The organism is Faecalibacterium sp. i25-0019-C1 (assembly GCF_042854225.1).
In the GTDB taxonomy this organism is placed as follows: domain Bacteria; phylum Bacillota; class Clostridia; order Oscillospirales; family Ruminococcaceae; genus Faecalibacterium; species Faecalibacterium taiwanense.
In genome coordinates this window covers 1,927,327-1,948,612 of sequence record NZ_AP031428.1, presented here as the reverse complement: position 1 = coordinate 1,948,612, position 21,286 = coordinate 1,927,327, and the positions used below count along the sequence as shown (strand labels likewise).

The 21,286-nt window shown below is 59.1% G+C and carries 21 protein-coding genes and 1 riboswitch; of the genes, 18 read left to right on the top strand and 3 right to left on the bottom strand.

Going from position 1 to position 21,286, the window contains the following annotated elements; translation table 11 throughout:
- Window positions 1–5 precede the first annotated feature (5 nt).
- The 13 genes from ftsY to ACGHUK_RS09605 all read left to right on the top strand — a co-directional run bounded on the left by ftsY (window position 6) and on the right by ACGHUK_RS09605 (window position 11,317).
- On the top strand, window positions 6–956 hold the full coding sequence (gene ftsY, locus ACGHUK_RS09665; protein ID WP_005944371.1) for a signal recognition particle-docking protein FtsY: 951 nt from the start codon (window positions 6–8) through the stop codon (window positions 954–956).
- Window positions 957–969: 13 nt separating this feature from the next.
- Complete coding sequence (gene rdgB, locus ACGHUK_RS09660; protein ID WP_390574204.1) at window positions 970–1,605, top strand: RdgB/HAM1 family non-canonical purine NTP pyrophosphatase; 636 nt, start codon at window positions 970–972, stop codon at window positions 1,603–1,605.
- Window positions 1,606–1,861: 256 nt separating this feature from the next.
- A complete protein-coding gene (locus tag ACGHUK_RS09655; RefSeq protein WP_005944364.1) occupies window positions 1,862–2,158 on the top strand; it encodes a YhbY family RNA-binding protein in 297 nt (98 codons plus the stop codon).
- Between the two features lie 2 nt (window positions 2,159–2,160).
- Window positions 2,161–2,844: a nicotinate (nicotinamide) nucleotide adenylyltransferase gene (gene nadD, locus ACGHUK_RS09650; protein ID WP_390574202.1), complete on the top strand. Its 684-nt coding sequence runs from the start codon at window positions 2,161–2,163 to the stop codon at window positions 2,842–2,844.
- Window positions 2,795–3,373, top strand: coding sequence for a bis(5'-nucleosyl)-tetraphosphatase (symmetrical) YqeK (gene yqeK / locus ACGHUK_RS09645; protein ID WP_005944360.1), 579 nt, complete (start codon window positions 2,795–2,797; stop codon window positions 3,371–3,373). Before nadD ends, yqeK begins: the two co-directional genes overlap by 50 nt.
- Window positions 3,374–3,511: 138 nt before the next feature.
- A complete protein-coding gene (locus ACGHUK_RS09640; protein WP_242961883.1) occupies window positions 3,512–4,885 on the top strand; it encodes an LCP family protein in 1,374 nt (457 codons plus the stop codon).
- A 22-nt stretch (window positions 4,886–4,907) separates the two neighbouring features.
- Window positions 4,908–5,291 carry a ribosome silencing factor gene (rsfS, locus tag ACGHUK_RS09635; RefSeq protein ID WP_154255567.1) on the top strand — a complete coding sequence of 128 codons (384 nt, stop codon included), beginning with the start codon at window positions 4,908–4,910 and terminating at the stop codon, window positions 5,289–5,291.
- A gap of 249 nt (window positions 5,292–5,540) precedes the next feature.
- Window positions 5,541–8,090: a leucine--tRNA ligase gene (gene leuS / locus ACGHUK_RS09630; protein ID WP_390574201.1), complete on the top strand. Its 2,550-nt coding sequence runs from the start codon at window positions 5,541–5,543 to the stop codon at window positions 8,088–8,090.
- A 221-nt stretch (window positions 8,091–8,311) separates the two neighbouring features.
- Complete coding sequence (gene rpsU / locus ACGHUK_RS09625) at window positions 8,312–8,488, top strand: 30S ribosomal protein S21 (protein ID WP_005928271.1); 177 nt, start codon at window positions 8,312–8,314, stop codon at window positions 8,486–8,488.
- Window positions 8,489–8,596: 108 nt separating this feature from the next.
- Entirely contained in the window at window positions 8,597–9,100 is a 504-nt protein-coding gene (locus tag ACGHUK_RS09620) for a YqeG family HAD IIIA-type phosphatase (protein WP_154255565.1), read from the top strand.
- A complete protein-coding gene (locus ACGHUK_RS09615; RefSeq protein WP_390574199.1) occupies window positions 9,097–9,963 on the top strand; it encodes a TIM barrel protein in 867 nt (288 codons plus the stop codon). Before ACGHUK_RS09620 ends, ACGHUK_RS09615 begins: the two co-directional genes overlap by 4 nt.
- A 119-nt stretch (window positions 9,964–10,082) precedes the next feature.
- On the top strand, window positions 10,083–10,640 hold the full coding sequence (gene efp, locus ACGHUK_RS09610; RefSeq protein ID WP_005928281.1) for an elongation factor P: 558 nt from the start codon (window positions 10,083–10,085) through the stop codon (window positions 10,638–10,640).
- Window positions 10,641–10,726: 86 nt separating this feature from the next.
- The gene (locus ACGHUK_RS09605; protein ID WP_118526304.1) at window positions 10,727–11,317 is read left to right on the top strand and encodes a CD1247 N-terminal domain-containing protein; all 591 of its coding nucleotides are present in this window, start codon (window positions 10,727–10,729) and stop codon (window positions 11,315–11,317) included.
- A gap of 42 nt (window positions 11,318–11,359) precedes the next feature.
- Here ACGHUK_RS09605 and ACGHUK_RS09600 read toward each other — a convergent pair whose 3' ends face one another.
- Window positions 11,360–11,644 (bottom strand): hypothetical protein, encoded by a 285-nt coding sequence (locus tag ACGHUK_RS09600; protein WP_097775268.1) that lies wholly within the window; start codon window positions 11,642–11,644, stop codon window positions 11,360–11,362.
- A 240-nt stretch (window positions 11,645–11,884) separates the two neighbouring features.
- Here ACGHUK_RS09600 and ACGHUK_RS09595 point away from each other — a divergent pair, with 240 nt between their 5' ends.
- The gene (locus ACGHUK_RS09595; RefSeq protein ID WP_390574198.1) at window positions 11,885–12,787 is read left to right on the top strand and encodes a GDSL-type esterase/lipase family protein; all 903 of its coding nucleotides are present in this window, start codon (window positions 11,885–11,887) and stop codon (window positions 12,785–12,787) included.
- A gap of 50 nt (window positions 12,788–12,837) precedes the next feature.
- Here the strand turns inward: ACGHUK_RS09595 and ACGHUK_RS09590 are convergent, their stop codons facing one another.
- Window positions 12,838–14,499 carry a formate--tetrahydrofolate ligase gene (locus ACGHUK_RS09590; protein WP_154259328.1) on the bottom strand — a complete coding sequence of 554 codons (1,662 nt, stop codon included), beginning with the start codon at window positions 14,497–14,499 and terminating at the stop codon, window positions 12,838–12,840.
- A gap of 212 nt (window positions 14,500–14,711) precedes the next feature.
- Window positions 14,712–14,798, bottom strand: a riboswitch (ZMP/ZTP riboswitch).
- 233 nt (window positions 14,799–15,031) lie between these two features.
- Here ACGHUK_RS09590 and ACGHUK_RS09585 point away from each other — a divergent pair.
- The 4 genes from ACGHUK_RS09585 (at window position 15,032) to ACGHUK_RS09570 (ending at window position 19,860) form a co-directional block, all read left to right on the top strand.
- Entirely contained in the window at window positions 15,032–16,183 is a 1,152-nt protein-coding gene (locus ACGHUK_RS09585) for a cysteine desulfurase family protein (protein WP_390574197.1), read from the top strand.
- Between the two features lie 204 nt (window positions 16,184–16,387).
- Window positions 16,388–17,587, top strand: a complete 1,200-nt coding sequence (thiI, locus tag ACGHUK_RS09580) for a tRNA uracil 4-sulfurtransferase ThiI (protein WP_005944312.1) — start codon at window positions 16,388–16,390, stop codon at window positions 17,585–17,587.
- 5 nt (window positions 17,588–17,592) lie between these two features.
- Window positions 17,593–18,912 (top strand): competence/damage-inducible protein A, encoded by a 1,320-nt coding sequence (locus tag ACGHUK_RS09575; RefSeq protein WP_390574196.1) that lies wholly within the window; start codon window positions 17,593–17,595, stop codon window positions 18,910–18,912.
- Window positions 18,913–18,945: 33 nt separating this feature from the next.
- Entirely contained in the window at window positions 18,946–19,860 is a 915-nt protein-coding gene (locus tag ACGHUK_RS09570; protein ID WP_390574195.1) for a hypothetical protein, read from the top strand.
- A 195-nt stretch (window positions 19,861–20,055) separates the two neighbouring features.
- Here ACGHUK_RS09570 and ACGHUK_RS09565 read toward each other — a convergent pair whose 3' ends face one another.
- Window positions 20,056–21,276 carry a M20 family metallopeptidase gene (locus tag ACGHUK_RS09565; protein ID WP_390574194.1) on the bottom strand — a complete coding sequence of 407 codons (1,221 nt, stop codon included), beginning with the start codon at window positions 21,274–21,276 and terminating at the stop codon, window positions 20,056–20,058.
- Window positions 21,277–21,286 lie beyond the last annotated feature (10 nt).

The window sequence follows — 21,286 nt, the reverse complement described above, 5'->3', positions numbered from 1 at the left end:
ACACCATGGGGTTCTTCGGATTTGGCAAGAAAAACAAAGAAAAAGAACAGGAAAAAATGAAAACGGGTCTGGAAAAGACCCGCACCGGTTTCTGGGGCAATATCCTCAACACCCTCACCGGCAGCGTCATCGACGATGATATGTACGATGATCTGGAAGAGCAGCTCATCCTTGCAGATGTGGGCGGCGAGGTGGCCGTGCGTCTGGTGGACAAGCTGCGCGACCGTGTGCACGAAAAGGGCCTGAAGACCGGCGAAGAGGCGGCGGATGCCCTGCGCGACATCATTGCCGAGGAAATGACACCGGATGCCGAGATGGATCTTTCCGGCAAGCCGGCCGTCATTCTGGTCATTGGCGTGAACGGCGTGGGCAAGACCACCAGCATTGCCAAGCTGGCCGATCACTACACCCGCGAGGGCAAAAAGGTGATGCTGGCCGCAGGCGATACTTTCCGTGCCGCAGCCAGCGAACAGCTGGAGATCTGGGCCGACCGCGCCGGTGTGCCCATTGTGAGCGCAGGCGAGGGCGCAGACCCGGCGGCTGTCATTTTCGACACCGTAAAGTCTGCCACCGCACGCGGTTATGACATGGTCATTGCCGACACCGCAGGCCGTCTGCACAACAAGGCAAACCTGATGGCAGAGCTTTCCAAGATCAGCCGCAGCGTCAAGAAGGCCAGCCCGGAAGCCAGCCTTGAAACGCTGCTGGTGCTGGATGCCATCACCGGTCAGAACGCCATCAGTCAGGCCAAGGAATTCTGCAAGGCTGCAGATGCTACAGGCATCATCCTGACCAAGCTGGACGGCACCGCCAAGGGCGGCTGCGTGGTGGCGGTCAAGCAGCGTCTGGGCCTGCCGGTGCGCTTCATCGGCGTGGGCGAGGGCATCGACGACCTGCTGCCCTTTACCCCGGAGGGCTTTGTGGAAGAGCTGCTCCCGCGCCAGTGGAAGCACTAAGGAGGGTCGCAGCATGAAAATTTGTGCAGCCACCGGCAACGCCGGAAAGCTCCGCGAACTGCGCCGCATTCTGGAAGCGCAGGGCCACGAGGTGGTCAGCCAGAAGCAGCTGGGCATCACCATCGAGCCGGAGGAGACCGGCACCACCTTTGCCGAGAACGCCCTCATCAAGGCTGAAACCATCTGCAAGGCATGCGGTCTGCCCACCATCGCTGATGACTCCGGCCTGTGCGTGGATGCGCTGGGCGGTGCGCCCGGCGTCTACAGTGCCCGCTACTGCGGCCGCCACGGCGACGACGAAGCCAACAACGACAAGCTTCTGGACGCCATGCAGGCTGTGCCTGCCGGGCAGCGGGGTGCAAAGTTTGTGTCCGCGGTGTGCTTCATCCTGCCGGATGGGCGGCATCTGATCTGCATGGGCGAGTGCCCGGGCAGCATCGCCTTTGAGCGGCTGTGCGGGGACTACGGCTTTGGCTACGATCCGCTGTTCATCCCCACCGACTGCGGCGTGGGAAAGCACGATAAGCGCCCCAACACCGAGGGCCGCAGCTACGCCCAGCTGACCCCGGATGAAAAGGATGCCATCAGCCACCGCGGCAATGCGCTGGCGGTGCTGGAACAGCAGCTGCCGGGATTTCTGGCAGAATGAACTCCCCCAGTCTGCTTCGCAGACAGATTCCCCTTTTTGTCACCTACGGTGACATCTTCCCCCGGCCGGGGGAAGTCGTCCTCGGAGATGGGGCCTTTGGCAGTCCGGCAAGCGTTTCGTTTCTGCCAAAGGCTCCCTCTTTGAGGGAGCTGGCAAAGCCGTAAGGCTTTGACTGAAGGAGTTTCTCACCACAAGCGGAGACAATTCTAAATCGTTTCTTTATCGAAAGATCAACCTCAAAATAAAGGAGAAAACTATGCTGACAAGCAAACAGCGCGCCATTCTGCGCGGCAAGGCAAACACCATGGACCCCGTTTTCATCGTGGGTAAGGGCGAGATCGACGAGACCATGATCCAGGGCGTGAAGGACTGCCTGGATGCCCGTGAGCTCATCAAGCTCAAGGTGCTGGAAAACAGCATGTATAATGCCCGTGAAGCTTCGGTCAAGCTGGCTGAGGCCACCGGTGCCGACTGCGTACAGGTGATCGGCTCCAAGTTCGTGCTGTATCTGCAGAAAAAAAAGGACAGCGCCTACGCTGATCTGCTGAAGTAAAAATGAAAGTTCTTCTCTACGGCGGTACATTTGACCCGCCCCATAACGGCCACCTGAACAATCTGCGCGCTGCCGCTGCCCGCGTGCAGCCGGATAAGGTGGTGGTGATGCCTGCCGGGCTTTCGCCCTTCAAGCAGAAGACCTCTGCGCCGGGCGCACTGCGGCTGGAAATGTGCAGCTGCTTCCATGCACTGGAAGAGGATGCGGACACGATCCCGCAGCTGGAAGTCAGCGGCTGGGAGATCGAGCAGGCCGCTGCCGGAAACCGCAACTATACGGTGCTCACGGTGGAAAAACTGGCCCGGGACTACCCCGGGGCACAGCTGTACCTTGCCATTGGCAGCGATATGCTGCTGAGCTTTGACGGCTGGCACCGCTGGCAGGATATCCTGCGCCTTGCCCATCTGGTGGTCACCAGCCGCCGTGTGGGCGACGACCCCGAGCTGCACGCAAAGGCTCTCCGGCTGGACCCCACCGGGGCACGCATCCTGTTTGCACCGGTACAGGCGCTGCCCATGGCCAGCAGCGACATCCGCACCCGTCTGACTGCAGGCGAAGGGTGTGAAGCAGAGCTGCCGCAGACCGTGCGGGCGGTCATCCGCCGGGAGAAACTCTACAAAAAGGAAGTATCAGCCAATGAACCTCAAACAGGCAAAGGAGCTTGTGCGCGGCCGCTTGAGCGATAAGCGCTATGAGCATACCTTGAATGTGAAAAAAATGGCCGTCAAGCTGGCAAAGATCTACGGTGAGGATGAGGAGCGCGCCGCGCTGGCAGCCCTGCTGCACGACTCGGCCAAGGAGATCAGCAAGGATGAGATGCGCGAGATCCTGCGCGCTTACCCCCAGTATGCCGAGGGCGGCGAAGAGCGCCCGGCCCCGGTGTGGCACGGCGTGTGCGCCGCCATTCTGGCTCGCACCCAGTGGGGCGTGACCGACGAAGCGGTGCTTAGCGCTATTGCCTGCCACACGGCGGGCAAACCCGGCATGACCCGGCTTGACAAAATTTTGTATCTGGCCGATATGACCAGCGCGGAGCGGGACTGGCCCGGCGTGGAAAAGCTGCGCAAGCTGGAAAAAAAGAATCTGGATGCCGCTATGCTGGCCGCGCTGAAGCAGACCAACGATTTTGTGCTCTCGCAGGGCAAGCCCCTTGACCCGATGTCCAAGGCTGCCTATGAGGATATCCTTGCCCGCAGCGGGAAGAATGAACGGTGAGAGCACAGCTGCTCTGAAACAAGCGGAAACAGAAAACGGATTGCAGATTTCGTCGGATAATGCTATACTTAAGAGCATGACAGGTCTGCAGGAACATTTTTTTGCAGGACCGCGAAAATCTGGAGGATACAAAAAAGCATGAGCCAGACGCCACGCCATATCAATACTTCGCGTTCTCTGAACCGGCCGGATCCGGCAGCAGCCGCACCGCGCCACGCTGCGTCCAGCACGGATGCAAAGCAGAGCGCAGGCGGTGCACACAATGAGCCGCCGCGCCGCCCGGCACAGGGAGCAGGGCAGAAGCCGCCGCGCCGCCGCAAAAAGAAAAAGAAAATGCCCCTCTGGCTGCCTTTTGCAGTGGTCATGGCCATCATCGCGGTGATCTCCGGTGTGGTGGTGTACGGAGTCAGCCTTGTAAACAAGGTGGAGGACAGCATCCGCCCGGACGACAGCACCCCTACCATTGAGGAAGAGGTGAAGACAGCCGAGGAATACAAGGGCGATGTGGTGAACATTCTGGTCTGCGGCATCGACTATGAAGAGGGCCGCAATTATTCCAACGACCCCACTTCCAACGACGGCATGACCGACATGATCCTGTACGTGCAGTTCGACATCAAGAACGGTGCACTGCGGATGCTGCAGATCCCCCGCAACAGCCTTGTCACCACCAAGAACAAAAAGATCACCCTTTCCAATGGCAAGACCTACGCCGCCACGAATTATCAGATCAACTCGGTGGCAATCTCCAACGGCGGCAGCATCGCCGCTCTGGCCGATGTCATCTACGATCAGTTCCGACTGCCCATCGATTACTATGTGACGGTGGATATGCAGGCACTGGTGGATATGGTGGATAACTTTGGCGGCATCGAGGTGTATATCCCCCACGATATGTCCTACGGCGGCAGCAAGCTGCTCAAGGGCTACCGCAATCTGAACGGCGCATCGGCAGAGTTCTTTGTGCGCTGCCGCCACGGCGACGGCTACGCCAATTCCGATATCGACCGCCTGAACATGCAGCGCTATTTCTATGCCGGCCTGTTCAAGCGTGCCCGCGCCATGGGCGTTACCGATATCCTGAACCAGCTGCCGCTGGTATTCAAGAACTATATCAAGACGGATATGGACATTTCCACCATTGCAAAGCTGGTGGTGTCCTTCCTCAAGCTCGACAGCTCCAACATCATTCTGGCGCAGACACCGGTGTTCATGGGCGTGCCCAACGTGGGCAAGACCGACACCTTTGCCGGTTACTCCTGCGTGGTGCCGGATGCGGGTTCCATTGCAAACCTGCTCAACCAGTATTTCTGCACCTACACCGGCCCCATTGATGTGAGCGAAATGAACCTTGTCACCGACGAGTGGCCCCACGGCAGTGCATCCACCGATGCCAACGTGCAGTATATGGGCCGCATCGATAAGGAGTCGGACGATGCCATCCTGAACGGCGATACAGACCTTGATGGCGCTGTTACCACCGACGGTCAGGCCGCAGGCTCCGCAAACTGAAACTGACAGAAAGGAAAAACATATGGAGAACTTCAACGACAGCAAGGCGCTTGCCATTGAGATCGCAAAGATCCTGGATAAGAAAAAGGCCCACGATGTGCGCGTGCTCAAGGTGGAAAGCCTGACCGTGCTCACCGATTACTTTGTCATTGCCTCCGGCACTTCCACCACGCAGGTGGCGTCTCTGGCCGACGAGGTGGAATTTGAGCTTTCCCAGAAGGGTCTGGAGCCCTACAGCACCGAGGGCTACGATTCCAAGAACTGGGTGCTGCTGGATTATTCCAACGTCATCGTGCACGTATTCGTGCCCAACACCCGCACCTATTACGATCTGGAGCACCTGTGGGCAGATGGTGAGCCCATTGATATCTCTGAGTACCTCACCCCTGACAGCACCCTTGAATGAATCAGGCAAACAGCTGTCTACCTGAAAAAAAGAACCCTCTCAGTCAGGGCGTCCGCCCTGACAGCTCCCCCGAAAGGGGGAGCTTGCGCAAAAGAGGGAAGGCTGCGGTCTGCACAAAACCTCTCCCCTTCGGGAGAGGTGGCATCGCGCAGCGATGACGGAGAGGGTTTTCTGGCAAAGGCAGATGGCTTGAAAGCATACGCCCCCAAGCAACGGTATTTTGGATAAAGTCTGGAGCTGATTAACAACATGAAGTACGATTACAAGGCAGTTGAAGCCAAGTGGCAGAAGGTGTGGGAGGACGAAAAGACCTTCCATGTCGAGATCGACCACAAAAAACCCAAGTTCTATGCACTGGTCGAGTTCCCGTATCCGTCGGGTGCCGGCCTGCATGTAGGCCATCCCCGCAGCTACACCGCGCTGGACGTGGTCAGCCGCAAGCGCCGTCAGAACGGCTACAATGTGCTGTATCCCATGGGCTGGGACGCTTTTGGCCTGCCCACTGAGAACTTTGCCATGAAGAACCACATCCACCCGGCCATTGTCACCAAGAACAATGTGGACCACTTCCGCAGTCAGCTGAAGGCTTTGGGCTTCTCCTTTGACTGGGATCGTGAGATCAATACCACCGACCCCGAGTACTACAAGTGGACCCAGTGGATCTTCCTGCAGCTGTATAAGCATGGTCTGGCTTACAAGAAGGAAATGAACGTCAACTGGTGCACCGGCTGCAAGTGCGTGCTGGCCAACGAGGAAGTTGTCAACGGCGTGTGCGAGCGCTGCGGCAGCGAGGTCGTTCACCGCGTCAAGAGCCAGTGGATGCTCAAGATCACCGCTTATGCCGATAAGCTGATCGATGGTCTGGACGGTCTGGATTACATTGAGCGCGTTGCCACCCAGCAGAAGAACTGGATCGGCCGCAGCCACGGCGCAGAGGTCAACTTCGGCACCACCGCAGGCGATACCCTGACCGTGTACACCACCCGCTGCGACACCCTGTTTGGTGCCACCTACATGGTCGTTTCTCCGGAGCACGCCATGGTCAAGGAGTGGCTGGACAAGGGTATCCTCAAGAATGCCGATGCCGTCAAGGCCTATCAGGCCGAGGCAGCCCGCAAAAGCGACTTTGAGCGCAGCGAGCTGAACAAGGAAAAGACCGGTGTCAAGCTGGAAGGCGTCATGGGCATCAACCCGGTCAACGATACCGAGATCCCCATTTTCATCTCCGACTACGTTCTGTCCACCTACGGCACCGGTGCCATCATGGCTGTGCCCGCCCACGATACCCGCGACTGGGAGTTTGCCAAGAAGTTCGGCCTGCCTATCATCGAGGTGGTCAAGGGCAATACCCCCTCCAATCTGGACGAAGCCGCCTTCACCGATGTGGCCACCGGCACGCTGGTCAACTCCGGCTTCCTGAACGGCCTGTCCGTCACCGATGCAAAGAAAAAGATGATCGACTGGCTGGAGGCAAACGGCAAGGGCTGCGATAAGGTCAACTACAAGCTGCGCGACTGGGTGTTCAGCCGTCAGCGCTACTGGGGCGAGCCCATCCCCATGGTCAAGTGTGAAAAGTGCGGCTGGCAGCCCCTGCCCGAGAGCAGCCTGCCTCTGACCCTGCCGGACATCACCGATTTTGAGCCGGGTCCGGACGGAGAATCTCCGCTGGCCCGCCACAAGGACTGGGTCAAGACTACCTGCCCCTGCTGCGGCGGCCCCGCTACCCGCGAGACTGACACCATGCCCCAGTGGGCCGGTTCTTCCTGGTACTTCCTGCGCTACATGGACCCCCACTGCAAGGATGCCATTGCTTCCAAGGAAGCTCTGGAATACTGGTCTCCGGTGGACTGGTACAACGGCGGCATGGAGCACACCACCCTGCATCTGCTGTACAGCCGCTTCTGGCATAAGTTCCTGTATGATATCGGCGCTGTGCCTTCTCCGGAACCCTACCAGAAGCGCACCGCTCACGGCATGATCCTGGGCCTGAACCCCCACAGCTTTGTCAACCTGCCCGCTGAGGAGCAGGAAAAGCTGCTGAAGGAGTACGGCAGCCAGAAGGCCGCTGAAAAGGCTCTGGAAGAAAAGTACGGCGAAATGGCACGCCACCCCATCGTGAAGATGTCCAAGTCTCTGAGCAACGTCATCAACCCGGACGAGGTGGTGGACCAGTACGGTGCTGACACCATGCGTCTGTACGAGATGTTCATGGGCGACTTTGAACAGGCTGCACCGTGGCAGACCTCTGCCATTGCAGGCTGCAACCGCTTCCTGGACCGCGTGTGGACGCTGAGCGACAAGCTGGTGGAGGGCGAGGGCTATCGCCCGCAGGTCGAGACCCTGATGCACCAGACCATCAAGAAGGTGGGCGCTGACATCGAGACCCTGAAGATGAACACCGCCATTGCCCAGCTCATGACGCTGGTGAACGCCCTGTACGACAACGGCGGCGCGACCAAGGCCGAGCTGGAGACCGTGGTTCAGCTGCTGAACCCGTTTGCTCCCCACATGACCGAAGAGCTGTGGGAGAAGCTGGGCCACAGCCACGACGAGCAGCTGGCTTACTACCCCTGGCCCAAGTACGAAGAGGCCAAGTGCGTGGAAAGCACAGTGGAGATCGCTGTGCAGGTGAACGGCAAGGTGAAGGCCCGCCTGAAGGTGGCTGCCGACATTGACGCTGCTGCCGCCATTGCTGCCGCCAAGGCTGACCCCGCTGTTGCTGCCGCTCTGGAAGGCAAGCAGCTGGTCAAGGAGATCTACGTCAAGGGCCGTCTGGTCAATCTGGCTGTCAAGGGCTAAACCAACCGATACCCTGCCGAAAGGCTGGATATACAACTACCCGCAGAGGCGGACTGGCGCATAAAACACCCGGGAACGTTTATTCAAAATCTTTTCAAAGATTTTGCGCAAAAAACTTTCAAAAAAAGGTTGACGAACCGGAGAAAATGCGCTATACTGTCTACTGTTAGTTACCATGTAACAACGAAATTCCTGCCTCACGGTCCAAGGGAGGGAATAAGATGTCGGAAATTCGTGTTAAAGAGGGCGAGTCGCTGGAAAGCGCACTGCGTCGCTTCAAGCGCAGCACCGCTCGCAGCGGTGTGCTCGCAGAGGTCCGTAAGCGCGAGGCTTACGAGAAGCCGTCTGTCAAGCGCAAGAAGAAGTCCGAAGCAGCCCGCAAGCGCAAGTTCAAGTAATTGATCACTTGAAGTCGCTGTTGCTTTAGATTTCATACGCGTTGCTAACGCCGATGTAGGGGAGCCTGTATTGCAGGCTCCCCTATTTTCATTGCAGGGAGAAATACTATGCTCATCACCCCCGAATACGTTTTCAAGGATGTCACCCACATCACGCCGGAATGGCTGGCGGAAAAAGGCATCACTGCGCTGGTGCTGGATATCGATAACACCCTCACCGCCGACCGCAGTCAGGAGCTGCCGGAAGATGTGGCCGTGTGGCTGGACACTATGCGCAGGGCGGGTGTCAGGCTCACCATCGTGTCCAACGGTGCGGAAAAGCGGGTGCGGCCCTTTGCCCAGAAGCTGGGCCTTGCGTACCTGTACCGCTCCGCAAAGCCGCTGCCCTTTGCTCTGATGGCGGCGCAGCACCGCATGGGCGTGAAGCGCCGTCAGATGGCGATGGTGGGCGACCAGCTCTATGCCGACCGCATGGCGGCAGCGCTGTACGGCATTCCGGGCCTGATGGTGGTGCCCCGCGGCCCGGATCTCGGTGCGCAGGTCATCCTCAAGCGTAAGTGGGAGAAAAAACACTGGCAGAAATACTATGACCGGGGAGGCAAGACTCTGTGAGCGATTGGAAGATCCGGTTCGGCACCGCAGGCACCAGCGACAGCTTTGCCGCCCAAGGCTACAAAAGCAGCTTGGATGTGCCGGAGTACACCGCAAAGATGGGACTGAACGCCTTCGAGTACCAGTGCGGGCGCGGCGTGCGTCTGGGGCTGGACAAGGCTGCAAAAATGGCCGCACTGGCCGGGCCAAAGGATATCCTGTTCAGCGTGCATGCGCCGTATTATATCAGCATGTCCAGTCTGGAAGAGGAAAAGCGGCTCAACAGCATCCAGTATCTGCTGCAAAGTGCGGCGGTGTGCAAAGCGCTGGGCGGCAGACGCATCATCTTCCACTCCGGCAGCTGCGGCAAGCAGAGCCGGGAAGCGGCCCTTGAAAAAGCGCTGGATACCATGCGCCGTGCCGTGGAAGCGCTGGACGAAGCAGGCTTTGCCGATATGACTCTCTGCCCGGAAACCATGGGCAAGATCGGCCAGCTGGGCACACTGGACGAGGTGCTGGCGCTGTGCAGCGTGGATAAGCGCATTACGCCCTGCATCGACTTCGGCCACCTGAATGCCCGCACTCTGGGCGGCATCCGCTCGAAAGAGGACTACGCTGCCATCCTTGACCGCATGGCGGAAAAGCTGGGGGACCAACGGGCAGAACGGTTCCATGTGCATTTTTCCCGCATCGAGTATTCGGCGGGCGGCGAAAAGCGCCACTGGACCTTTGCCGAGACCCAGTTCGGCCCGGAGCCGCAGCCGCTGATGGAACTGCTGGCTGAGCGGAAGCTGCAGCCGGTTATCATCTGTGAGAGCACAGGCACGCAGGCTGAGGATGCCGGGACTATGCAGCAGATGTACCATGCAGCGTGCAAAACGTAAAAAATTTTGTGTTTTTATCGTCTTTTTTGCCGAAACCCCTTGCCAAATGCAAACGGATTGGGTAAAATAAATAGAGATATGCGTTAAGCATTTGAGATTAAACTAATGGAGGAATTCCTATGATTTCTGCAGGCGAGTTTCGCAATGGCGTGACCTTTGAGCAGGACGGCCAGGTTCTTCAGGTCGTTGAGTTCCAGCACGTGAAGCCCGGCAAGGGCGCTGCCTTTGTCCGTACCAAGACCAAGAACGTGATTACCGGCTCTGTGGTTGAGACCAGCTACAACCCGACCGCAAAGTTCCCGCAGGCTTTCATCGAGCGCAAGGACGTGACCTATAGCTACGAGGATGGCGATCTGTACCACTTCATGGACAACGAGACCTACGATGACATCCCCGTCAACGCAGCCGATGTGCCCGATAACTTCAAGTTCTGCAAGGAGAACGAGCTGTGCAAGCTGCTGAGCTACAAGGGCAAGGTGTTCAGCGTCGAGATCCCCAACTTCATCGAGCTGGAAGTTACCCAGACCGAGCCGGGTGTCAAGGGCAACACTGCCACCAACACCCTGAAGCCCGCTACCGTCGAGACCGGTGCTGAGATTCGTGTGCCTCTGTTCATCAACGAGGGCGACCACATCCGCATCGATACCCGCACCGGCGAGTATATGGAGCGCGTCTGATCCCTTTAACGCCAAACCGGGCTGCGGGCAACCGTCTGCCCGGTTTTTTAAAACTCCGATTTTTTCATTTTAAGGAGGGCATTCGTATGGAACTGAACAAAAAGGCAGCTTATCTGCAGGGCCTGGTCGATGGTCTGGGCATTGATGATACCACCAAAGAGGGCAAGATCATCAAAGCCATGAGCGCACTGCTGGGTGAAATGGCTGAGGTCATCGAGAGCGTGGACGAAGATCTTTCCCGCGCCTACGACCAGATCAACGACCTGAGCGATGAGCTGGAAGATCTGGAAGCAGATCTGTACGAGGAGGAGGACGAAGACGGCGAAAGCGAGGACGCTGAGGACGAGGACACCGATGGCGACGACGATGCCAAGGATGATGACATCGCCAGCGAGCCGTTCTATGAAGTGGCCTGCCCCAACTGCGGCGAGACCGTTTACGTCAGCGAGGATGATCTGGATGCAGGCGAAGCCAACTGCGCGCACTGCGGCGTGACCTTTGAGGTCGCTCTGGAAGGGGACGGCGAAGAGGATGCCGAGGATGGCCCCGTGCAGTACGAAGTGACCTGCCCGGACTGCGGCACCACCGCCGTGTTTGAGGAAGACGAACTGCTGGACGGCGCACCCAAGTGCCCGAACTGCGGCAAGCCCCTCGACTTTGAGGTGACCGAAGAATAAGCAAAAAAGACCGCTGCACTCCGGTGCAGCGGTCTTTTTTGTTTACTGTGCGTTTGCCTTCTGCAGCCAGATGCTGCCGATGTCCAAAGCGTTGTACAGGCCGATCTTGGTGGTCTGACGCATCACGCGCTCCTGCGGAGCCTTGGTGGTGTCGGTAGAGAGCAGCATCAGGTGGACCTTGTCTGCAACCTGCTGGTCGCCCACAGGCTTGGTGGTCGTGATCTGCAGATAGAGCACATATGGGTCGGTCATATTGCCGTAGTACAGCTCATTGTCCTTGCGGACGAGGGGCTTGCCTTTATAAGTCAGTTTTGGAGTAAATGCCATCGTGAAAGCCTCCCTATCAATAGTAGTTCAGTTCAGTATAACACATCTATGGTACAGGATGCAAGCTTTTGACCCGATAGAAGGCGGGCTTTTTGCACACAATGGCATGCCTGCGTGCAAAAGAATCTGCAATTTTAGGCACTCTGGCAGAAAACGGGTCTTGCCGGAATGCACAGATATGGTATACTAAGAACGAGAAAGCCCGCAGCATAGCCCGGGCAGAAAAGTGAGGGAGACAGCATGGCAGACTATCAGGAATACCGGCGGCGCGTGTTGCGCAAACGCTGGCGCAGGCGGTTCATGGCGACAGCTTTGCTGCTGCTGCTTTTGCTGGTGGGAGCCATCGGGATGTTGTGGAAGAGCCTGCACCGGGAACAGCGGCCCTCCGGCGTTGGGCAGAACACCATCCTGCAGGAGGTAACACAGGATAATACTTGGAACACGGCCTCCTACGCGGTGGCGCGGCAGCTCACGGTGCAGACGCTTGCAGACAGCGCGGCCACTGCGCTGGATTTCCGTATGGCGGCGCTGCCAAAGAGCAGCACGGCTGTGGGCAAGGAATGGTTCAATGACGTGAGCTTTGTGGGCGACAGCCTGACGCAGGGTATGCAGCTGTACGAGGAGGGAATGCAGAACGCCATGTTCTGTGCGTACAAGGGTGTTGGGCCGAACGTGATCGTCAACGGCACCACCTGCAAGCGCACCGACGGCGTGGCTGAGGTGCCGCTGGAAGCGTTGACCGCCCAGCAGCCCAGAGCTATTTATGTTCTGCTGGGCACCAACGTGCTGGGCCGCGATACCGATTATAGCAGCTTTTTGACCTATTACCGGCTGATGCTGGACATGCTGAGCCAGACACTGCCAAATGCAAAGATCTATGTGCAGTCCATCACGCCGGTGCGGCCGGAAGTATGCCAGAAGTCCGGCCATGAGGGCCTGAACCGCGACCGCCTGTGCCAGATCAACAATGAGCTGGCAGCCATTGCGCTGGAAAAGAACTGCTATTTTCTCAACCTGTGGGAAGTGCTGGCAGATGAAAACGGCGACCTGATCGAAAGCTACGCCCAGCCGGACGGCTACCATCTGAGACCCGCCGGGTATGCCGCATGGACGGATTATCTGTGCAGCCACACAGAAGGATAAAAAATAAGAGGTTCGTTCACTGAGCGAACCTCTTATTTTTTACTTGAAACTTAGAACAGGCCGGTGATCTTGCCGTTGGCATCCACATCGATGCCCACAGCGGCGGGCTTCTTGGGCAGGCCCGGCATGGTCATGATATTACCGCAGATGACCACCACAAAGCCTGCACCGGCAGCAAGGCGCACCTCGCGCACCTCCATGGTAAAGCCGGTGGGGGCACCGATGAGCTTTGCGTTGTCGCTGAAGCTGTACTGGGTCTTGGCGATGCACACGGGCAGGTTCCCGTAACCCATCTCAGTCAGCTCGGCCAGTGTCTTGCTGGCGGCGGCGCTGTAGTTCACACCGTCGGCCCGGTAAATTTTGGTGGCGATGGCGTTGATCTTGTCCTTCAGGGGCATTTCCAACGGGTAGGTGTACTGGATGGGACGATCCTCCAGCACCTCCAGCACCTTCTCGGCCAGAGCTTTGCCGCCCTCGCCGCCCTTGGCGAACACCTCGCTCAGCACGCAGGGAACACCCTGCTCGGCGCACACCTGCTCCACGTAGGCCTGCTCTTCGGCGGTATCGGTGGGGAAGGCATTGATGGCGACCACCACAGGCAGGCCGAAGCCATTTTTCAGGTTGTCGATGTGGCGGATGAGGTTGGATGCACCGGCCTTGACGGCTTCGAGGTTGGGCTGGCTCAGGTCGGCCTTTGCCACGCCGCCGTGGCTCTTGAGGGCACGCACGGTGGCCACCAGCACGCAGGCAGAGGGAGCGATACCGGCGTAGCGGCACTTGATATCCAAAAACTTCTCTGCGCCCAGATCAGCACCAAAGCCTGCTTCGGTGATGGTATAGTCGGCCAGAGAAAGGCTCAGCTTGGTAGCCAGCACGCTGTTGCAGCCGTGGGCGATGTTGGCAAAGGGACCGCCGTGGATGATGGCGGGGTTGTTTTCCAGCGTCTGTACAAGGTTCGGGTCCAGCGCGTCCTTCAGCAGGGCGGTCATGGCACCGGCAGCACCGATCTCACCGGCAGTGACGGGCTTGCCGTCGTAGGTGTAGGCGCATACGATCTTGGAAAGACGCTCCTTCAGATCAGAAATGCTGGTGGCAAGGCAGAAAATTGCCATCACCTCGCTGGCAACGGTGATATCAAAGCCGTCCTCGCGGGGGGTGCCGTTCACCTTGCCGCCCAGACCGTCCACGATGAACCGCAGCTGGCGGTCGTTCATGTCCATGCAGCGCTTCCATGTGATGCGGCGGGGATCGATGTTCAGCGGGTTGCCCTGCTGGATGCTGTTATCGATCATGGCAGCCAGCAGGTTGTTGGCTGTGCCGATGGCGTGCAGATCGCCGGTAAAGTGCAGGTTGATATCCTCCATGGGCACCACCTGTGCGTAGCCGCCGCCGGCTGCGCCGCCCTTGACACCGAACACCGGGCCAAGGCTGGGCTCACGCAGGCAGAGCATGGTCTTTTTGCCCAGAGCGTTCATGGCATCGGCCAGACCCACGCTGGTGGTGGTTTTGCCCTCGCCCGCCGGGGTGGGGCTGATGGCGGTGACGAGGATCAGCTTGCCCTGCTTTTTGGCATCGTGGATCAGGCGGTGGTCGATCTTGGCCTTGTAGCGGCCATAGGGGATCACGTGCTCATCGGAAAGGCCCAGCTGGGCGGCGATCTCGGTGATGGGTTTCATTTTGGCTTCCTGTGCGATCTCGATATCGGTTTTCATCAGACATCCTCCTTTGAAAGTCGTTTTTACAAGCATTGCACGCCGCCTGAACGGCCTTTTTGCTCGCATCCTGCGTTGCTTTCCCTTGCAATCCGTCAGGATTGCTGCGGAAAATCGCCTTGTCTGCGGGCAAAAAATCCCGCCATTCAACGCATCCTGCTTATAAAAACAACTTCCGACAACAAAAAAGGCAGCTTTGCGCAGCAATTGCGCAAGGCTGCCCAGACGGTCGGCATTGACTCTCCCGCCATCCCTGCACTGTGGTGCTCCACAAGGTTCCGTCAGCAGAGATACGGTCTCTATGCAGTAAAGATAGCACAATGCCGGGGTGTTTGTCAAGGAAAAACATATACGAACTTGTCGGGGCGAGGCCCCTCCATCTTGCTGCGCAAGACCGTTCTGTCGCTTAAAAGCCCCACTGGGGCTTTCATTGCTGCGCTGCGCTCGCAAACGCGAATATTTTGCGTTCTACAGCTTTCTGTGCTATAATTAAACTGGATTATTATAAAAACAGAAAGCAGGAATCCCTTTTATGCTGCAAAACCCTGAATTGCATTATCTGGATAACGCCGCTACCACCATGGTGGCTCCCGAGGTGGCGGATGTCATCGACAAGGCCATGCGGGAACACTGGGCCAACCCGTCCAGCCTGTACGGCCCCGGTGCCCGCAGCGAGGAAACGCTGAACGCCGCCCGTGCCGCTGTGGCCCGTACACTGGGCTGCAAGCCAAAGGAGCTGTACTTTACCTCCTGCGGCAGCGAGAGCAACAATCTGGCCCTGCTGGGCGCGGTGCGCACCCGCACTTTCGGCAAGGGCATCGTGGTGTCCGGCTTTGAGCACCCCAGCGTCCAGCGCCCGCTGGAAGAGCTGGCGAAGCAGGGCTACAACGTCACGGTGGTCAAGCCCCGCCCGGACGGCACATTGGATATCAACGAAATGCTGGAGCATGTGGACAAGAACACCATCCTCGTGGCCTGCATGATGGTGAACAACGAGGTGGGCACCCGCAACGATGTGGAACGCCTTGCCGCCGAGGTCAAGCGCCGCAACAGCCGCACCATTGTCCATGTGGACGCAGTGCAGGCGTGGATGCGTGTGCCCATCAAGCTGACGAACATCGATACTCTGTCGGTGAGCGGCCACAAGATCCACGCTCCCAAGGGCATTGGCGCGCTGTATCTTTCCGACCGTCTGGTGCAGGCGTTCCGGCCGCCGTACCTCGGCGGTGAGCAGGAGCGCGGCCTGCGCCCGGGCACCGAGAACCTGCCCTATGCCATGGGTCTTGCCGCAGCGGCTACCCGCCTTGCAAAGACCATGAAGAGCCGTGACACCGCTATGAAGGCCCTGAATCAGCGTCTGCGGGACGGCCTGAAGGCCTTTCCGGAGGTGGAGCTCAACAGCCCGGAAAACGCGGTGCCCGAGGTGCTGAACTTCAGTGAGATGTGCATCAAGAGCGAGACCATGCTGGCATGGCTGGCCGAAGCACAGGTGTATGTTTCCTCGGCAAGTGCCTGCGGCCGCGGCCAGCCCAGCCACACGCTGGCAGCCATGGGCAAAGACCCGCTTGCCATCGACACGGCCATCCGCGTGTCCTTCTGCGGCGACAACACCCCCGAGGATGTGGATGCTTTCCTCAACCGCTTTGAGGACGGAATGAAGAGCTTGCAGAGGATCCGGAAGTGAGACTCCTTCAGTCACGGCTACGCCGTGCCAGCTCCCTCAAGGAGGGAGCCTTTGGGATATAGCGGACAACTTTTCCGTTATGCCAAAGGCCCCATCTCAGAGGACGACTTCCCCCGGCCGGGGGAATCTGTCACCGAAGGTGACTGGGGGTGTTCCCTCAAAAGTTATCTATTACAAATCCTACGATCAGGAGATACAACATTTATGCATGAAATTATCATGGGCTATCAGGGTGAAATGTCCCTGAAAGGCCTCAACCGCAACCAGTTCGAGTCGGCGATGATGAAAATTCTGCGCTACCGGCTCAAGACCGTGGGCAAGTTCAAGGTCTACTGCACCCAGTCCACCTTTTACATGGAGCCTGAGGAAGAGGACGTGGATATGGACCTCGCCTTTGACCGGGTGAGCAAGGTGTTCGGCCTTGCGGCGCTCAGCCGCGCCGTGGTCTGCGACAAGGACTTTGACACCATCTGCCAGACCGCTGAGGATTACCTCGGTGCCAGCCTGCACGGCATCCGTACCTTCAAGGTGGAAGCCCGCCGCTCCGACAAGACCTACCCCATGACCAGCCCTGAATTGATGCGGGAGCTGGGTGCCTATCTGCTGGGCAAACACAACTACCTCAAGGTGGATGTGCATAACCCGGATTTTAAGGTGATCGTAGAAATTCGGGATTACGGTGCCTACATCCACGGCCCCAAGGTGCCCGGCGAGGGCGGTCTGCCCGTGGGCACCAGCGGCCGTGCATTGAACATGCTGTCTGGCGGCATCGACAGTCCCGTGGCAGCTTACCGCATGGCAAAGCGCGGTCTGGCACTGGACCACATCCACTTTGCGTCTCCGCCGTACACTTCGGAGCGCGCAAAGCTCAAGGTAAAAGCTCTGGCGCAGCTCACCAGCATCTATACGGGCAGCTCCAATCTGTTCGTCGTGCCATACACCAAGCCGCAGGAGTACATCCGGGATAATGCTCCGGATGTGCTGTTCACGGTGCTGATGCGCCGCAGCATGATGCGCATTGCCAACGTTATTGCCAAGAAGCAGGGCTGCGAAGCCCTTGTTACCGGCGAGAGTCTGGCTCAGGTAGCCAGCCAGACCGTCAAGGCCCTGCAGTGCACCGATGCTGCGCAGGATCTGCCCATCCTGCGCCCGCTCATTGGCATGGACAAGACCGAGATCGTGGAGACGGCCCGCCACATCAACACCTTTGAGACCAGCATCCTGCCCTACGAGGACTGCTGCACCATCTTCACCCCGCCGCACCCGAAGATCCGCCCGGAGCTGGCCGAAATTCTGGAAGCCGAAGCCGCCATGCCCGGCCTTGCCGCGCTGGAAGCCGAAGCAGCAGAGAGCGCCGAGCGCATCCGCATCCGTATCACCGATCAGGTCGAATTTGAGGGGTGAAAGCCATGACAGCAGAGATCATCAGTGTGGGCACCGAGCTGCTGCTCGGCAACATTCTCAACACCAACGCCCAGTACCTCAGCCGGGAGCTGGCGGCTCTGGGCATCACCGTCCAGCGCGAGAGCACCATTGGCGACAACCACGGCCGTTTGGCGGATTTCGTCAACGAGGCAAAGCAGCGGTGCGACCTGCTGGTGTTCACCGGCGGCCTTGGCCCCACGGCGGACGACCTGACCAAGGAGACGGTTGCTGGATGCTACGGTGATACGCTGGCTTTTGACCCGGAAGAATGGCAGAAGATCGTGGATTTCTTCACTCGTACCGGGCGCAAGACGACCCCAAACAACCGCAAGCAGGCCATGGTGCCGGTGAACGGCCACAAGATCATCAATAACCACGGCACTGCCCCCGGGGCATGGTTCGAGCAGGATGGCCACTGTGCTGTGCTGATGCCCGGCGTGCCTCACGAAATGAAGGCCATGTGGGAGGAGAGTGTGCGCCCGCTGCTGCTGGCCCGCCAGAACTGCACCCTGCATTCCATCACGCTGCGGGTGCTGGGCGGCGAAAGCGATATCGAATACCGTGTGCGGCATCTGCTGGAAAACGCAAATCCCACCGCCGCCATCTACTGCAAGACCGGCGAGTGCGAGATCCGCATTACTGCCCGGGCAGAAACCGACAGTTCAGCCGAAAAAATGTGCCGCGCATACGCCACAAAGTTCTATGATCTGCTGGGTGATGCGGTGTATGATGAGGATGTGACCGGTCTGGAAGAGACTCTGGTGCACACCCTGAAGAAAAAGGGGCTCACCATTGCCACGGCAGAAAGCTGCACAGGCGGCATGATCGCCCAGCGGCTGACCAATGTGTCCGGTGCAAGTGAGGTGTTCGGCTTCGGCTTTGTTACCTACTGGGAGCAGGCCAAGGCAAAGATGATCGGCGTAGACCCGGCGGCGATCGCAAAGTACAATGTGGTGTCCGCACCGGTGGCAGCACAGATGGCACTGGGCGCAGCCGAAGCTGCCGGGGCCGATATCGCTGTCAGCGTCACCGGTCTGGCCGGCCCCAACGGCGGCGATGCCGTCCGCCCGGTGGGCACGGTGTATCTGGGTGCGGCCTGCGGTGAGACCGTCTATGTAAAAAAGCTCTTCGTCTCCCGCCCCGACCGTGCGCTGGTGCGTGCCCGCGCGGCACAGGCGGCACTGGAACTGGCGCTGCGTCTGGCTCAGGGCAAAGTTCCTGCAGATACACAGGCACTGGCAAAAAGCGCCCGGCATGATGCTGCGGCTCTGACGGCACTGGACAGCACCTTCCTCAAGGGTTAATACGAGCGGCCCCGGGCCGCGGGGGTGAAGCAGTTGATACACGAAGAAAAAACGCAGACCACCTGTGTGCTGCGGTTGTTTGGCGCACCGCTGTGGACAGTACAACAGGCAGTGCAGCAGACAGGACTTGCTGCCCAGTGCCGCAGCCGCGGTGCAGAAACACTGGCTGCGCTGCAGACAGAAACGCCCGCAGCATTGAGCAAGGCGCGGAAAGCGCTGGCAGACCGCTTTGCGGCAGAGCTGTACGGAGAAGGGGAGATGACCCTTGTTCATGCAGCGGTGCAGGCGCTGGAAACGCACCACAGGCTGCTGGTATGCTGTGATGCGGATGCAGGCACTCTGCTGGAAGCCCGGATGGAAACGGTGGCCGGCGCAGAAAAAGTGTTTGATTTTGGAGCCATGAGCTATGCCGATGCAAAGGTGCGGGAAAAGCTGAGCGCAAAGGTCTGCCGGGTCAAGGGCGGGCCGGTGCCGGCAAAGCTTACCCGTGTGCGGGCAGCGCAGCGCCTTGTGGGTGCAGACTTTGCAGCCGGGTGTCTGGAGCGCGCCGAGGACACGGTGCTGTTTCTGGGCAGCCGGAAAGGCTGCTGGGTGCGCACGGTGGCCAATGCAGATACGCCTGCTTTGTGGCTGCTGGATATGATCCGCCGGGCGGCTTCCGGCCTGCCGCAGGCGGCGGGAACGATCTGGCAGAAGTATGGCAGGGCCATCCCGGCAGATGCCCTGACGGCGCAGCGCCTGCCGGACAAGCCGGAGCCGGATGCACCGACAGCAGCGCCGCGCAAACGGCACAGGGTGCGGAATGCCCTGATTTTTCTGCTGATTCTGGCACTGGCCGCGTTTGCCGCTGCGTGGTATTACACCGGCGGCGACCTCGCCGCCCTGCCGCAGCAGCTGCAAAGCCATGGGGCCGACAGCCTGCCCCATGCGGGGGCAAAGCTGATATAAAAAAGATCCCGGAGGGTGTGAACCTTCCGGGATTTTTTTGTTTATAAAGGCGATTTTTAAGAGATGCAGCGTGCTGCTCCGAACCCATCCGTGAAAAAGAACCACCGGAAAATCCGCGGATTTTTCGGAGGTTCAAATAAATAATAAATTTTCCGCTGAAGATAGCCAGAATGAAATGGCGGCTATTCTAAATGGTTATGCCTTGTGGTCGCTCAGCCAGCGCAGGCCCATATAGGCATAGGCCGCTGCGCCCTCGTACAGCACGCTGTCGTCAAAGCGTACCTTGGGGTGGTGCTGGCCGTAAACATAGCCCTCCTTGGCGTTGCCTGCGGAGAGAAACATGCTTACGGTGGGCACTTCGTGGCTGACAAAGGCAAAGTCCTCGCTGCCGCCGCCGGGCTTGCCGCCGGTGAGGACGGTCATATCCATGGCACCACGGCCCAGCAGTTCGGTCATATAGGTCAGGGCATTCTTGGCAAGAGGCGTATCCACCACCATGCAGGGGCAGTGGTCGCTGAACTCCACATCAGCAGTGCAGCGATAGGCTGCCGCCACGCCCTGCGCAATCTCGGTCATGCGCTGGTGGATCTGCTCGCTCACGGCACCTTCGGGGTCCACCGTGCGGATAGTGCCCCACATATCGGCAGAATCCGGGATGACGTTGGATGCCTTGCCAGCTTCAAACCGGCCCGTGGTGAACACGCCAAACTTGGCGGGGTCCAGCTCACGGCTGTTGATCTCCTGCAGGGCAATGTGGATGTGGGCCGCTGCGGTGATGGGGTCGATGCAGGCGTTGGGCATGGAGCCATGGCCGCCCTTGCCGTGTACGGTGATGTGGTACTGCTCACAGCTTGCCATGGTGATGCCGCCGCCCGGCACCAGCACGGTGCCCACGGGCAGGGGAATCCCGGCCAGAACATGGAACATGACCGCGGCATCCACCTTCGGGTTTTCCAGCAGGCCGTTTTTCAGCATGTCCAGCGAACCCTGAAAGATCTCCTCTGCAGGCTGGAATTCCAGCTTGATGGTGCCCTCGATCTCGTCCTCGTGTTCTTTGAGCAGCTTTGCCGCACCCAGCATCATGGCGGTGTGCATATCGTGGCCGCAGCCGTGCATCTTGCCCGGCACCTCGGAAGCAAATTCTTCGCCGGATTCCTCCTGAAGGGGCAGGGCATCCATGTCGCCGCGCAGCAGGATGGTCTTGCCGGGGCGCTTGCCGCCCGCTAGCGCGAGTACGCCGCACTTGCCGCAGTCCTGCGGGGTGTAGCCCATCTCGGTCAGGGCTTTTTTGACCAGCGCTTTTGTCTCGGGCAGGTCAAAGCCTACCTCCGGGTGGCGGTGCAGGGTGCGCCGCCATGTGCGCAGCTGGGTTTCCAGCTCCTTTGCGGATTCGAGCAGTTTTTCTGGTGTGATCATTCCAAAATCA

Excerpts from the sequence above, each read along its gene's own strand:
- ACGHUK_RS09620 (WP_154255565.1), top strand. The coding sequence starts at position 8,597 with ATGCTCATCACCCCCGAATACGTTTTCAAGGATGTCACCCACATCACG.
- ACGHUK_RS09585 (WP_390574197.1), top strand. The coding sequence starts at position 15,032 with ATGCTGCAAAACCCTGAATTGCATTATCTGGATAACGCCGCTACCACC.
- efp (WP_005928281.1), top strand. The coding sequence starts at position 10,083 with ATGATTTCTGCAGGCGAGTTTCGCAATGGCGTGACCTTTGAGCAGGAC.
- ftsY (WP_005944371.1), top strand. The coding sequence starts at position 6 with ATGGGGTTCTTCGGATTTGGCAAGAAAAACAAAGAAAAAGAACAGGAA.
- ACGHUK_RS09640 (WP_242961883.1), top strand. The coding sequence starts at position 3,512 with ATGAGCCAGACGCCACGCCATATCAATACTTCGCGTTCTCTGAACCGG.
- leuS (WP_390574201.1), top strand. The coding sequence starts at position 5,541 with ATGAAGTACGATTACAAGGCAGTTGAAGCCAAGTGGCAGAAGGTGTGG.
- ACGHUK_RS09655 (WP_005944364.1), top strand. The coding sequence starts at position 1,862 with ATGCTGACAAGCAAACAGCGCGCCATTCTGCGCGGCAAGGCAAACACC.
- ACGHUK_RS09565 (WP_390574194.1), bottom strand. The coding sequence starts at position 21,276 with ATGATCACACCAGAAAAACTGCTCGAATCCGCAAAGGAGCTGGAAACC.
- yqeK (WP_005944360.1), top strand. The coding sequence starts at position 2,795 with ATGAACCTCAAACAGGCAAAGGAGCTTGTGCGCGGCCGCTTGAGCGAT.
- rsfS (WP_154255567.1), top strand. The coding sequence starts at position 4,908 with ATGGAGAACTTCAACGACAGCAAGGCGCTTGCCATTGAGATCGCAAAG.
- ACGHUK_RS09600 (WP_097775268.1), bottom strand. The coding sequence starts at position 11,644 with ATGGCATTTACTCCAAAACTGACTTATAAAGGCAAGCCCCTCGTCCGC.
- thiI (WP_005944312.1), top strand. The coding sequence starts at position 16,388 with ATGCATGAAATTATCATGGGCTATCAGGGTGAAATGTCCCTGAAAGGC.
- ACGHUK_RS09575 (WP_390574196.1), top strand. The coding sequence starts at position 17,593 with ATGACAGCAGAGATCATCAGTGTGGGCACCGAGCTGCTGCTCGGCAAC.
- ACGHUK_RS09595 (WP_390574198.1), top strand. The coding sequence starts at position 11,885 with ATGGCAGACTATCAGGAATACCGGCGGCGCGTGTTGCGCAAACGCTGG.
- rpsU (WP_005928271.1), top strand. The coding sequence starts at position 8,312 with ATGTCGGAAATTCGTGTTAAAGAGGGCGAGTCGCTGGAAAGCGCACTG.
- ACGHUK_RS09605 (WP_118526304.1), top strand. The coding sequence starts at position 10,727 with ATGGAACTGAACAAAAAGGCAGCTTATCTGCAGGGCCTGGTCGATGGT.
- ACGHUK_RS09590 (WP_154259328.1), bottom strand. The coding sequence starts at position 14,499 with ATGAAAACCGATATCGAGATCGCACAGGAAGCCAAAATGAAACCCATC.
- nadD (WP_390574202.1), top strand. The coding sequence starts at position 2,161 with ATGAAAGTTCTTCTCTACGGCGGTACATTTGACCCGCCCCATAACGGC.
- rdgB (WP_390574204.1), top strand. The coding sequence starts at position 970 with ATGAAAATTTGTGCAGCCACCGGCAACGCCGGAAAGCTCCGCGAACTG.